The organism is Humiphilus diazotrophicus (genome assembly GCF_059726315.1).
Window position 1 is genome coordinate 2,032,741 of sequence record NZ_AP040870.1, and the last position, 13,255, is coordinate 2,045,995.

8 protein-coding genes are annotated in these 13,255 nt (G+C 51.9%); 5 read left to right on the forward strand and 3 right to left on the reverse strand.

Annotated elements, in window-relative coordinates; all coding sequences use genetic code 11:
• Positions 1-135 precede the first annotated feature (135 nt).
• Both AC6I7T_RS09515 and AC6I7T_RS09520 read right to left on the reverse strand, forming a co-directional pair.
• Positions 136-840 carry a pirin family protein gene (locus AC6I7T_RS09515; RefSeq protein ID WP_497793135.1) on the reverse strand — a complete coding sequence of 235 codons (705 nt, stop codon included), beginning with the start codon at positions 838-840 and terminating at the stop codon, positions 136-138.
• Entirely contained in the window at positions 837-1,328 is a 492-nt protein-coding gene (locus tag AC6I7T_RS09520; RefSeq protein ID WP_497793136.1) for a MarR family winged helix-turn-helix transcriptional regulator, read from the reverse strand. The genes AC6I7T_RS09515 and AC6I7T_RS09520 overlap by 4 nt, the downstream gene beginning before the upstream one ends.
• A gap of 350 nt (positions 1,329-1,678) precedes the next feature.
• Here AC6I7T_RS09520 and AC6I7T_RS09525 point away from each other — a divergent pair, with 350 nt between their 5' ends.
• The 4 genes from AC6I7T_RS09525 to AC6I7T_RS09540 all read left to right on the forward strand — a co-directional run bounded on the left by AC6I7T_RS09525 (position 1,679) and on the right by AC6I7T_RS09540 (position 12,184).
• Positions 1,679-5,341, forward strand: coding sequence for a glycosyl hydrolase 2 galactose-binding domain-containing protein (locus tag AC6I7T_RS09525; RefSeq protein ID WP_497793137.1), 3,663 nt, complete (start codon positions 1,679-1,681; stop codon positions 5,339-5,341).
• A gap of 377 nt (positions 5,342-5,718) precedes the next feature.
• Positions 5,719-8,418 carry a TonB-dependent receptor gene (locus tag AC6I7T_RS09530; RefSeq protein WP_497793138.1) on the forward strand — a complete coding sequence of 900 codons (2,700 nt, stop codon included), beginning with the start codon at positions 5,719-5,721 and terminating at the stop codon, positions 8,416-8,418.
• A gap of 19 nt (positions 8,419-8,437) precedes the next feature.
• A complete protein-coding gene (locus tag AC6I7T_RS09535; protein WP_497793139.1) occupies positions 8,438-9,580 on the forward strand; it encodes a hypothetical protein in 1,143 nt (380 codons plus the stop codon).
• A gap of 192 nt (positions 9,581-9,772) precedes the next feature.
• Entirely contained in the window at positions 9,773-12,184 is a 2,412-nt protein-coding gene (locus tag AC6I7T_RS09540; RefSeq protein ID WP_497793140.1) for an Orn/Lys/Arg family decarboxylase, read from the forward strand.
• A gap of 45 nt (positions 12,185-12,229) precedes the next feature.
• Here the strand turns inward: AC6I7T_RS09540 and AC6I7T_RS09545 are convergent, their stop codons facing one another.
• On the reverse strand, positions 12,230-12,601 hold the full coding sequence (locus AC6I7T_RS09545; protein ID WP_497794581.1) for an ArsR/SmtB family transcription factor: 372 nt from the start codon (positions 12,599-12,601) through the stop codon (positions 12,230-12,232).
• Positions 12,602-12,761: 160 nt separating this feature from the next.
• On the opposite strand from AC6I7T_RS09545, the gene AC6I7T_RS09550 reads away from it, so the two are divergent.
• Positions 12,762-13,250, forward strand: a complete 489-nt coding sequence (locus tag AC6I7T_RS09550; RefSeq protein ID WP_497793141.1) for an arsenate reductase ArsC — start codon at positions 12,762-12,764, stop codon at positions 13,248-13,250.
• Positions 13,251-13,255 lie beyond the last annotated feature (5 nt).

A 13,255-nucleotide genomic window follows, 5' to 3' on the forward strand; every position in this document is an offset into this window, starting at 1 on the left:
AGTTGCCGAACCGGGCCGTATAGCAGTTGGAAGAAATAATATGGACTACTCACGCATACAACATATTTTCGCTATACGAGTATTTCTGCATCCTGTTCATTCCAGACTCTAGCTGGCCCGATCCAAGGGGAAAACTTAAGCTAGATCAAAGATCAGAACTTCATTTGTCTCCTTACCCCTCCCCACAAGAGACAGCTCCGATTCTTTGCTCACAGCCACAGCATCACCTGTTTTCAAGGCAATCCCATTTACCGTAATTTCACCTTGCACCACATGTACCCAGGCATGTCTCCGGCTGTCGAGTTTGTAGCTCAGAGTCTTGCCGTCTGTTAACTCCGAGACATAAACCTTCGCATCCTGATTAATCTGAGCAGCCCCTGGCTCACGGTCTGGAGAGGCAAGCAATTTGAGCTTGTTCACCTTTTCCTCGCGTGCGAATCCCAGTTGTTCATAGCTTGGGCTTCCACCTAAGCTGCGAGGTTCAATCCAGATCTGCAGGAAGTGAACCTGCTCCTTTTCCGACCCGTTGAATTCGCTATGAACGATGCCGCTTCCAGCTGACATGCGCTGAATCTCATTAGGACCAAGCTGTTCCTGGTTCCCGGTACTGTCTTTGTGCGCTAAATGCCCTTCGATGACATAGGTCAGGATCTCCATGTCTTGATGGGGATGCGAGCCGAAACCCATTCCTGGGGCTACCCTGTCATCGTTAATTACACGCAGGGAACGAAACCCCATGTGCTTAGGGTCGTAGTAGCGTGCAAAGGAAAATGTGTGATGGGTGTCCAACCAACCATGGTTTGCGTGCCCTCTCTCTTCACTCTTGCGTACGGTAATCATAGGGGAAGTCCTTTTCTGCTTTTGGTTTCAAGAGACGGTGGAAGAGAAGCCTGCTGCTGTGCAGTCAGTCCAAGCTTTTTCAAACTGCGATAAAGCTGCAACCGCTCAGCATGAGAAATATCTGACATAAGAGCTTCCAGATGAAACTGGTGCCGGTCAAATATCGTCGTGATCAATGCTCTTCCTTTAGGCGTCAGCTGAATCAAACGAACACGCCTATCTTCTTCCTCGGCTTTACGCACCACTAACCCGCGTTCTTCCAATCGATCAATCGCTGAGGTCATCGAAGCATTCGCCAACAGAACCTTCTTGCCAATTGCCGAGATAGTAAGCGGCCCTTTATGTAAGAGCACTTCGAGTACAGCGAAATCGCTCAATCCCAATCCCTCAGACGCTATGCTCTGCTCGGCAAAAGCTGCCACAGAACCATAGCAACGTGCCAAAACTGTCCATAGTTTTGGAGCGGAAACAGTGGTGTCCTTCTTCATAGAAATCCTGTCTTCACCGAAACCAAGCCTCTCAACTGCTACGACATAAGATGTTTCGATATCGAAATAGATTCATCGCTCTCCCCGGAATCTACAGCGGCATAGAGATCTTCTTGGGATGCGAAGTTCGGGCTTGCAGAGAAGGCTCAGATCCTTCAAAAGCCCCTAACTCCGCATAGACACTGAAAAGTAGTTTCCGGCTGAACCTGCAAAAACTGTTTACCATTAGCCTTTTCAAAGGGAGGCTATTTGAACTATTCGAAAGGCCCAGCTCATCTTAGCCCCATCAGTCAACCTCTTCGCTGTACAATCGCTTTCCGAGAGCAAGACCACTTAGCGGAGGACTCTGGATGTCGACCTCAAGACGGGTTTTCTTGAAGAGCATCGTTGCAGGAGCAGGTGTAGCACTGGAAGGATTTCCAGCCTTGGCATCAACTCATGACCCTATCGGCAGCAACAACGAACTAATGGATAAAGGCGTACAGTCCGCCGGAGGGCAGGGCCCCCAAACAATGGAATTCACACGTGGAATAGGAATCTACCCTGGAAACCCTCTTGAACACTTTGGCCCTGAACTGGTACCTGATAACACCACCTACCGTAATCTCGCCCTTCGTCGGCCCGCATATCACTCCAGCAGCTACGACTACAATCTGACCGCCCAACTTGTCACAGATGGAATCAAGGACAGCCGCCTTCCCAGTTGGATTTCCACCGCAATGAGCCCTGGAGCCAGGCTTCCGAAACAGGAACGCGATTCTCTCCTGGATCACAATCCTGCAAGTTCCGTTGATCTGCGTGGCCCCCGCCCCTGGGTTCAGATCCAACTTGAAGGCAATGATGAACTGCCGGAGATTGATCACCTCAAGATCCTGGTTGTCGCACCTCCCGGGGTAACCTCCAAGCAACTACGCTTTACGGTCTCAACCTCTGAGGATGGACGTCAATGGAAGCAGATAGGGAGTACCACAGCACCCCTACCAATTTCGCTCGAGAATTATCCGCCGGATTTCGCACGTCCAGGCCAAGTCTTCCAGCCCTCAATTCCCTTTTCTTCTCCCATTAAGAGTCGTTTCTACCAAGTGGAATTTGAAGCACTTGGACTGCAACCCCATGGAGAATGGCTCCAATGGGGTGTTTGCGAGGTGGCGTTCTTCCACGCTAAGCAAAGAATTGAAATAGCCGGCCCCTACAACTTCACAAGCGCATGGATGAGTGCCGGACTTGGGGAAGAATGGGTATCCGTCGATCTTGGCGCCCGCTGCCAATTTGACCGCATCTCTCTATATTGGATTGCCCGGGCCGCAGAAGGTTCTATCCAAGTATCTGACGATGCCCAGACCTGGCGCGATATCCAAGCGTTGCCTTCCAATACGGGCCTTACCGATGACATCAAGCTTGCTAGCGCAACAGAAGCCCGGTATGTACGCGTCTGGATGACGAAGCCATCCTCTCCCTATGGATACATTCTGAGTGAACTAGAGGTCTACGGACGTGGAGGTTTTGTTGCCAAACCGAAGCCGTCACCGGTTCAGCAAAACAAGGAGAAGCTCAATCTTGCAGGAGGAGATTGGCGATTACAAAGGTCTTCTCAGATAGATGTCTCTGGCGAAGCTCTATCAAAAGTCGGATATAAAGATGACGATTGGGTTGTCGCAACAGTTCCAGGAACGGTTCTATCGTCGTATCTCAATGCGGGTGCGCTTCCCGATCCCAATTACGGAGAAAACCAGCTTTACATTTCCGATTCCTACTTCTATTCCGATTTTTGGTACCGCACTGAATTCCTCGCCCCATCCATCGAAGACGATCAGCGGACGACGCTAAATTTCGACGGAATCAATTGGAAAGCGAATGTCTTCTTGAATGGAGAAAAGCTGGGTCGCATCGAGGGTGGATTCATGCGTGCCCACTTTGATGTAACCGGGAAGCTGCTTCCGGGCAAAAAGAACTCTCTTGCCGTCTTGGTGGAAAAGAATGCCACACCAGGAAGCGCAAAACAGAAGACCTTTGAAACTCCGGGAAAGAATGGAGGAGCGCTTGGAGCCGATAATCCCACATATCACGCCTCTATCGGTTGGGATTGGATTCCGACCATTCGCGGACGTAACACCGGCATCTGGGGCGACGTATTTCTAACTGTAACCGGTGAAGTAACGATTGAGAATTCCTTCGTCAAGACAACTTTGCCGCTGCCAAGCACAGCCAGCGCCGATGTAAGTATCGAAATTGAGATTCTCAATCACCAAGCCCAACAAACCACAGGTACACTGCGGGGATCTTTTGGCAATATCCACTTCGAACAACTGGTCACGCTTGCTTCTTCAGAAAGAACGAAGGTTAAATTCGATCCCACCTCTCACAAGGATCTGCACCTGCTGAACCCGAAACTCTGGTGGCCGGCAGGCTATGGCGATCCCCATTTGTACGACGTCAAACTGGAATTCGTCACATCAGGCCAAAAGATCTCGGATTCGAAGAATTTTCGTGCCGGAATTCGCCAGATGAGTTACAGCGAAGCGGGTGGTGCGCTCAAGATCTGGATCAACGGCAGGCGTTTTATTGCCAAGGGTGGGAATTGGGGATTTGGCGAATCGATGTTGCGTTATCGCGCGCGAGAATACGATGCAGCGGTACGTTACCACAAAGAGATGAACTTCACCATGATTCGTAACTGGGTTGGACAAATCGGAGACGAGGAACTCTACGAGGCCTGCGACCGTCACGGAATCATGGTATGGCACGATTTTTGGTTAGCCAATCCCTGGGACGGCCCAATCCCTGACGACAACAATCTCTTTCTTCGTAATGCCAAGGACATGATCCTGAAGGTTCGCAATCATGCTTCTGTGGGCATCTATTGCGGACGGAATGAGGGATTCCCACCTCCAGCACTTGAAGCCGGACTGCGCAAACTGCTTGCGGAATTACATTCGGATCTCCACTACATCCCCAGTTCAGCGGATAAGGTAGTCAGTGGACATGGTCCATACATGGCTATGCCACTCAGCTTCTATTTCACGAAGGGAGCCGACTCAAAACTCCATAGTGAAATGGGCATGCCCAACATCCCGACCATCGAAAGCGTGCGCGCCATGATCCCGGCAAAGCATCTCTGGCCGCAAGGGCTGATTTGGGGCCTGCACGATTTCTGTTTGGAAGGGGCTCAAGGAGGATCAACCTTTCGCACCATCATTGATGAAGGATACGGTGGGACAGATAACGTCGATGAGTGGGTTACTCTTGCGCAGTTTCTGAATTACGAGGGCTACCGGGCAATGTTTGAAGCCCAAAGTAAATATCGCATGGGATTGCTTCTTTGGATGAGTCATCCATGCTGGCCCTCGTTCGTCTGGCAGACGTACGATTATTACTTTGAGCCGACCGCAGCTTATTTCGGATGCAAGAAGGGCTGTGAACCTCTTCACATCCAGTGGAATCGGACTAACGAGACAATTGAAGTGGTGAACTACAGTGGCGGAGAGGCTAAAGGACTTACCGCACTCGTGGAAGTTCTAAATCTCGATGGCAGCAAGAAATTTGAAAAAACTGTTTCCGTGGACAGTAAAGAGGACAGTGTGAGCGCATGCATTCGCATGACATATCCGAAAGGGCTCACGCCGGTGCACTTTCTGCGGCTTACCTTAAAACAAGGCGACGAGCTTGTCTCGACAAACTTCTACCTCCGTAGTTTAGAAGAGGGGAATTACAGGGCAATCCGCCAACTGGCACAGGTAAAGCTAGAAGCGACTACCAAAGTGGAACGGCAGGAAGACCGCTGGCTCCTCACCACTACCCTGCAAAACAATACAAAGACTCCGGCTTTAATGGTGCGACTCAAGGCTGTAAGAGAAAAGACTAGAGACAGAATCCTTCCAGTCATCTATAGCGATAACTACATCGCGCTTATGCCGGGCGATAAACAGATGATCCTCACAGAAGTACAACATGCCGACACACGCGGAGAGCAGCCTCAGATCATTATTGAGGGCTTCAACACACAATCTTTGTAAAGTGGCATCGGGCATCCATTCAAAGCAGGGGGGCGAGAGAATATCTCCCCCTCTGCATCCCCTCTTGTGACACTCTTCATACCCCGTAGCGGCTATAGAATCCCAAATCCCCCAGCAGAGATATCGAGAGCTCACCTGACAATTGTCATATTGCCGGGATGACAGACTCCACTACAAGAGGCGACCCGCGTCGTTCAATCTGATTCTCGTACTGAGGAAATCGCTTATTGATCTTCCGAATTGGGACCGTTGCAGCTTTCGAAAGCAAGTCCCTGCTGAGCCAGAGAAGTTCTTCTTGACTCTCCCCTGACGGAAGACTCGATAAGAGATTCAGCCAAACCGCACAGCTGTTGTGTGCGACACAGAACGAGGTCGACATGAGATTCAAACTCCTTCTCGGGGCTTATCTACTTTCTCTCTCCATGGGAACAGCTCTTGTTGCCCAGGAGTGCAGTTCTACTCAGGCAACGAGCAAGATCGGTGGAACAGTCGTCGATCCCTCGGGTGCAGTAGTTTCCAATGCTTCAGTCTCACTGGACAAAACTCCGCAAGCTACAACGGATGGACAAGGCCGTTTTGAGTTCTCATGCGTTGCTCCCGGACAGCATGAACTGGAAATACAAGCTGAGTCCTTTTCTGTAGCGGGCATAAAGATCAATGTCCAAGCGGCGGTTAAGCCGGCACCATTACTCATCAAGCTGAAGTTACCTACGGTTGAAACCGCGATCATTGCCGGAGACAGCCCCGTTTCTACGGATACCGATCACGGCGGTGGAACCAAGATTCTGGATCAAAAGGATCTGGCTGCTCTCTCCGACGACCCCGACGATTTTCAGCGAGAGCTGCAGGTCCTCGCCGCTGCAGCAGGTGGAGCACCGGGACAGGCCATCATAACCGTCGACGGATTCCAAAATGCCAGCGGACTGCCGCCGAAATCTGCAATCGCTTCCGTACGCGTTAGTCCCGATCTCTTTTCATCCGAGTATGAGACCCCACCCTACCGTGGAAGCAGGATCGAAATATTCACGAAGCCCGGCCAGGAAAAGATCCACGGCGCCCTCTTCTTTTCAGACAGTGATACATCTGTGAATGCGAAGGACCCTTTTGCACTGACAAGAGCACCCCTGGGAAGAAAGCGCTACGGTTTTGAACTTGCCGGTCCGCTGCAGAGGAAGAAGAGCAGCTTTACAGTCAATCTCGAAAAACGCGATATCGATGATTTTGCTACTGTGAACGCTACAGTTCTGGATTCGAATCTGCAATCGAAACAGTTTGTTCAAAGCATCGCCGCACCGCAAAGATTGTGGATCGGCACGGCGAGAGCAGATTGGCAGCTAACCCCGAGCAATCTGCTGGTTACGTCCTACACCGGCAGCGTCAACAACCTCGAGAACCAAGGTGTAGGAGGGCTGGTTCTACCCGAGGCAGGATATAACAGCACAGTTAGCGAACATAACTTTCGCATCACCGATATTGCTACCATTAGCCCTAAACTCCTGCACGAAACACATCTGGGATTTACTTGGAAACAGACTGCACAAGATCCACTCTCTACGGCGCCCAGCATTCAGGTCGCCGGTTATTTCACGGGAGGGGGCTCCACTGCGCAGGCACTTCGAAATCGTGAACGCGATCTTGAACTTGATGACGATGTGCTCCTGACCACTCACAGCCACACAGTGAAAGCCGGAGTGCAAATTCTCGGTGCTTTTATGCACGTCTACACCCCGGACACATTCAATGGTGCTTTTGTCTTCGGCGGTTCGGGCGGAGATGCCCTGAATCAATACCGGCTCACGCTGAAGAGTCAGGGGGGAGTCCCGACAATGTACCGCTGGACCGAGGGAAATCCCTTAATCACATTTTCACAATGGACAACGGCTCTCTATGTACAAGACCAATGGAAGCTGAAGCCTCGTCTCTCTCTGTCGGCAGGCCTTCGTTATGCGCTGCAAACCGAGCCAACAAGCTTCGCCAATATAGCTCCACGGATCGGAGTCGCCTGGTCTCCTGACAAGAAGCAACGCTGGGTCTTCCACGCACGCGCGGGTATTTTCTACAGCCCCATTGTCGCGCAGGTTTCACAGGCGGTATTGAGACTCAATGACAGCCGCCAAACGCAAACACTCGTCTACTCGCCGTCTTTCCAAAATCCAAAGCAGCTAACGCCTGCTTCCATCGCAGTTGGCAGCAGATGGCAGTTTGCCCAGAACCCAACAGAGACTCCGTCGTTCCAGTCACACCTGGGAATAGAACATGACTTCCCTAAGAATTGGCACTTCCAAGCTAATCTCTATCTGCCTATCGCCTGGAGTGTAATGCGGACACGTAATATCAATGCACCTATTCTTTCCTCCAGCACGGCAAATCCCCTACTAGCGCCGCGCCCCATCATGCCTGGAAAGAATATCTACGAATTCCAGCAAACGGGAAATCTTCACGGCCAAGTGGTATTCGCCGGAATTGATCAGCATTCGCTGAAACGCTTTCGGATCTTTCTCGGTTATCTCTTCTTCAACCTAAAGAGCGATGCCGATACTCCGGTCACGCAACCACAGTCAAGTTACAGCGATCACGGAGAAATGTCCCAAGCATCCTGGGAAGCAACTCATCGAATCTTCGCCATCGGACAGGTCAATCTGCCCTACAAGACTTCCTTCACGATGTTTTTCGATGCTTCCAGCGGATTGCCTTACAACCTGACCACCGGAGCCGACAACGGCAATGGCAGTTTCAATGTCCGTCCCTCGCGTGCTTCCAGCCCAGGTAGCGGGATCTACTCAACGCCCTTTGGACTGCTCTCGACAAATGGGTTTTACGGTGATGTTCGCCGCAACCTTGGCACTATGCCATGGACCAGCAACATGGATGGAAATATCAGCCGCACCTTCACCATCCACGGCAGATCTTCCGGAGATCGGAATCAGCAGATCACATTAAATGCCCGAGCGACCAACCTCTTCAATCACACCAATGTTACCGGCGTGAATGGCGTTGTCGGCTCTTCGCGCTTCACCAGGCCTTACGCAGCCGATGCCGGACGCAGAGTCGAATTCGGTATTCGCTACAGCTTCTAGATAAGAGAAAGGATCTTCCATGAAACGCGCGCTTGTCTTCCTGCTTCTCGTCGTCTCTATCGCAGCAACAGCACAGAACACCGGCAGCAAAATCGCTCCGCCTGTTCCGCCACTACTCCTCTCCTATCACTATTGGCCGGATCAGTTTGTACAGTGGATAGGGGAAGAACTGCCCTATTCGATGATCGTAGCGGAGGTCGATAACAATGCCGCACAGCCGGCCTTCGACATCATGCTTACCGATCGAGCCAGTCGCAAACAGATTCACTTCAGCAATCAACAATCAATCGTAGAGATGAACAAAGCTCAAGGGATTGAAGCTCATCTTACGCAGGTCAAATTCACTCCGGCAGAAACAGAGGGCAACGGAGCTACCTACACCTTCCAATTTTCCGGCCCGGAGGGCAAACCTGTTCTTTGGCGCTTTGTCCAAGGCTCCGATGTCACAGAACAGGGCGCAGGGCTGACAGATATGTCTCAGCTTCCGTTACCTTTGTTCATGTATCGCGAGCAGGGAGCAGTTGCCGGTCAGGGAACAGCCATCCAGATCGGAGACAAGGTTAGCGAAGCTGAGATGTGGAAAGAGATCAGCTCTCCGCCATACTTCATCGCCTATCGCGGAGCTCATGCCGTCGGACTCGACATAGCCATCATGCGCCCTGGCACCGAAGACTGGAAAATCGATGCCGCTCCGCAAGCGTTGACCTCCGGAGCCAAGTGGCAATTGAGCAACGCGGACGGCAGACATCGGACTTTGGAGCTCAAGCAGGTCTCAGGTGAGAATTGCATCATCCTCAGCAAAGATGACAGAGCTCCCGGCCAGCATCTGACACTGACGGCGAAAATGTCAGGTCAGGGATGGCTGTTGGAATCCGTCAGAGCTGAGACCGACGTCAAACCCGAGCAACACGGATTCGCGGTCCACTTTCTCAACCCACTTCCTATTAACACAAACATTAGTAACTCAGAGGTAAAATTTGAACTCTTTGTGGCTAAGAAAACCCGGATTGGAACCGGTGCACTGGCTCTTTCGGGTGCAGACGCCACCCAGACCGCATACCGCTGGGAGATCAAGAATCCTGAGTGGATGCAGAAGAAGAATCTGACCGAGCAGCTCCACTATCAGCCCAATACCGTCTCGGTAAAAGCAGAATTAAAGTAAATCCCCCGAATTCGGCACCCAATCTTCAGGAATATGCGGCAAGTTTTCCCGAAGATTGGGGCCGCAAAATCCACAGCTCCGGCCTCGCATCTCTCAATACAAAAATTTCCTGAAATTTAGCCCCCAAAACCTTTACAACCCTGCAAAAATGCACAAGGGGGATTAGCTGTACGATACAGTTAAGAGAGGTGTATGAGCGAAGGGCGTTGGGTTTTACTGATTGCCTCTGAAGTTGGAGGCACAGATTCTGTTTCCGATCGCGCAATGGAGCGATTGGTTGATGCGATTAGTCAAGAAGGTTACGAGGTTGTTCGAACATCGACGCCCGAAGACGGTTTAGCTCTTGTCAAGTCTGACCCCTCGCATAGTGCGATTCTGCTGGACTGGGACCTAACAGGCGATCACCAATTCGACGAGAGGGCCGCGCTCAAGATCATCCGCGCCGTTCGTCGCCGTAACAAGAAAGTTCCTATCTTCCTGATCGCCGACCGAACGCTGGTCAGTGAACTACCACTGGAAGTGGTCAAACAGGTCCACGAATATATCCACCTGTTTGGCGATACTCCGGCATTTATTGCAAATCGCGTGGATTTCGCCGTTGCTCGTTACAACGAGCAGTTGTTGCCGCCGTATTTCCGCGAGTTGAAAAAATACACCGACCAAGGAGCGTACTCCTGGGATGCTCCGGGACACATGGGAGGCGTCGCCTTCCTGAAGCACCCGATCGGCATGGAGTTCCACCGTTTCTTCGGTGAGAACCTGATGCGCTCCGATCTCGGCATCTCAACCTCGCCTTTGGGCTCGTGGCTCGATCACATCGGCCCGGCGGGAGAGTCGGAACGGAATGCAGCTCGCATTTTCGGTGCAGACTGGACGTTTTACGTTTTGGGCGGTTCGTCAACCTCGAACCAGATTGTCGGACATGGCGTAATCGGACAGGACGATATCGTTCTTGCTGACGCCAACTGTCACAAATCGATCTGCCACTCGCTCACCATCACTGGAGCGCGTCCGGTTTACTTTAAACCGACCCGCAATGGCTACGGCATGATCGGACTCGTACCGCTGAAGAAGTTCAGTCCCGAGTCAATCCGCGAATTTATTGAGAACAGTCCATTTACGGCTGGAGCATCCTCGAAGCAGCCGACTTATGCGGTCGTGACGAACTCCACCTACGATGGTCTGTGCTACGACGTAAATCGCGTCGTCAAAGAGTTAGCCAAGAGCGTCCCAAGAATTCACTTCGACGAGGCCTGGTATGCCTACGCGAAGTTCCATCAAATCTACCGTGGCCGATTTGCCATGGACGTTCCGGACGAAATGCCGAACCGGCCGACGCTCTTTGCTGTGCAATCGACACACAAGATGTTGGCAGCCTTCTCCATGGGATCGATGGTTCACGTCAAGCTGAGTCCTCGCGCTCCTCTGGAATATGACCAGTTCAACGAATCGTTCATGATGCACGGAACCACGTCTCCGTTTTATCCGCTGATCGCTTCGCTCGACGTCGCCGCGGCCATGATGGACGAACCAGCCGGTCCCACGTTGATGAACGAAACCATCCAGGACGCCATCAGCTTCCGGAAAGCAATGTCTTCAGTTGCTCACCGTCTGCGTGCCGTCGAAGATGGCGATGGATGGTTCTTCCGTGTCTTCCAGCCGGACCAGGTTACCGACCCGTCCGACGAACAGGACTACGTCTTTGAAGAAGCCCCCGATGCCCTGCTGGCGACCAACTCGAACTGCTGGACGCTGAAGCCAGGAGAAGATTGGCACGGTTTCCAGGATGAAGACATCGCCGACAACTACTGCATGCTCGACCCGACAAAGGTCACCATCCTTATGCCGGGCATCAATGCGCAGGGAGTCGTCGGAGATTGGGGTATCCCCGCAGCCATCCTGACCGAGTTCCTGGATGCCCGCCGCGTGGAGATCGCCCGTACAGGCGACTACACCGTGCTGGTGCTCTTCTCGGTCGGAACCAGTAAAGGAAAGTGGGGCAGCCTGCTCGAGAATCTCTTTGAGTTCAAGAGACTCTACGATAATGAAGCCTCTCTCGAAGAAGCCTTACCCGATCTGGTTGCGAAGTTCCCCAATCGCTATCGCAATGTCACGCTTAAAGAACTGAGCGACGAGATGCATGCAGCGATGACCGAGCTCAAGCTGACCAGTCTAGCCGGCGAAGCCTGTGACGGAATTCCAGATGCCGTACTAACTCCCTCGCAAACGTATCAGAAGCTGTTACGTGGAGGAACGGAAAAAATCAAGATAGCCGATCTGGCCGGGCGCATCACAGGTGTCATGCTCGTGCCTTATCCTCCGGGCATTCCGGTTGCCATGCCCGGTGAGCGGTTGGGAGCTGTTGACAGCCCAGTTATCCGGCTCATCAAAGCACTTGAAGAATTTGGCAAGCGATTCCCTGGCTTTGAGCGCGAAGTCCATGGAATCGAAGTCGATGCAAATGGCGATTACTGGGTTCGCAGCGTCATTGAGGAACCGGCAGCACCCAAGCCAAGCAATGGCAAACCGAATCCGCCAAGTTCGGCTCCGCCGGTCAAGAAAAGACGGCGTGCTGGAAACACAAATATCAAACCAACCGAGTAGGTGTCAGGAATAAGATGAAATCCCAGGTCTAAAGGGCCTGGGATTTTACTTTTGCGGCAAAGGACAAGGTAGCGGAGCCCCAAGCAAAGACACAAAGCTCTGCGGCTCACAGGAAGCGTGGTGCAATCTCTTCAGATCGGCCTTCATCGCAGCATTCTCTGCGAACGATAAAAGCACGGCATCGAGAATTGACGAAGCGGCAGGATCTTCCGGATGCTCGATCCGGTAATGGATCCATTTCCCTTCTCTTCGCGCACTTACCACTCCGGCATTACGCAAAAAGGCAAGATGCCTGGATATTTTGGGTTGGCTCTGCTGCAGGATTTCCACAAAGTAGCAGACACAAACTTCCCGTCCTGCCATGAGATTCAGCAGCCGAAGGCGAGTAGGATCGGCAAGTGCACTGAAAAAACGCACCAAGTCAAATGATTTTGCCCTTCGCCCCATTGACTCATCATATACGAGTTGACATATATGTCCAGGGGGACTACATTCTCTAGTACTTAATACAGAACACCGTCTCGAGACAGCACTCCGACTGTCAATCCTGCTGCCCCGGCAATGAAGGACTACGTCTATGCATCCCTACAATGTTTTGTTTTTATGCACGGGAAACTCTGCACGCTCAATCATGGCGGAAGCAATCCTCCATCATCTTGGAAAACCGCACTTTAGGGCATTCAGCGCAGGAAGCAAGCCCACAGGAGTAGTGCATCCGGCGGCATTAAAACAAATACAACTTGCAGGCCTTCCGGTTAAGGGATTACGCAGCAAATCCTGGGAAGAATTCACTGGAGCCAACGCTCCTAAAATGAATTTTGTTTTTACAGTGTGCGACGGTGCAACGAAGGAGACGAGTCCTCTCTGGCCGGGACAGCCGATGTCCGCGCATTGGGGAATCCCCACTCCTGCAGCTATAGAGGAAAACCCCACAAAAATCGATCGCGCTTTTCAAGAGGCCTTTTCAACTTTTGAACGCCGCATCAGACTCTTTCTTGACCTCCCGCTACCAAACCTGGATCCGATGACGATTCAGCATGAAATCCGTGCTATCGGGCATCAATAAGAAAG

Excerpts from the sequence above, each read along its gene's own strand:
- AC6I7T_RS09515 (WP_497793135.1), bottom strand. The coding sequence starts at position 840 with ATGATTACCGTACGCAAGAGTGAAGAGAGAGGGCACGCAAACCATGGT.
- AC6I7T_RS09520 (WP_497793136.1), bottom strand. The coding sequence starts at position 1,328 with ATGAAGAAGGACACCACTGTTTCCGCTCCAAAACTATGGACAGTTTTG.
- AC6I7T_RS09525 (WP_497793137.1), top strand. The coding sequence starts at position 1,679 with ATGTCGACCTCAAGACGGGTTTTCTTGAAGAGCATCGTTGCAGGAGCA.
- AC6I7T_RS09530 (WP_497793138.1), top strand. The coding sequence starts at position 5,719 with ATGAGATTCAAACTCCTTCTCGGGGCTTATCTACTTTCTCTCTCCATG.
- AC6I7T_RS09535 (WP_497793139.1), top strand. The coding sequence starts at position 8,438 with ATGAAACGCGCGCTTGTCTTCCTGCTTCTCGTCGTCTCTATCGCAGCA.
- AC6I7T_RS09540 (WP_497793140.1), top strand. The coding sequence starts at position 9,773 with ATGAGCGAAGGGCGTTGGGTTTTACTGATTGCCTCTGAAGTTGGAGGC.
- AC6I7T_RS09550 (WP_497793141.1), top strand. The coding sequence starts at position 12,762 with ATGCATCCCTACAATGTTTTGTTTTTATGCACGGGAAACTCTGCACGC.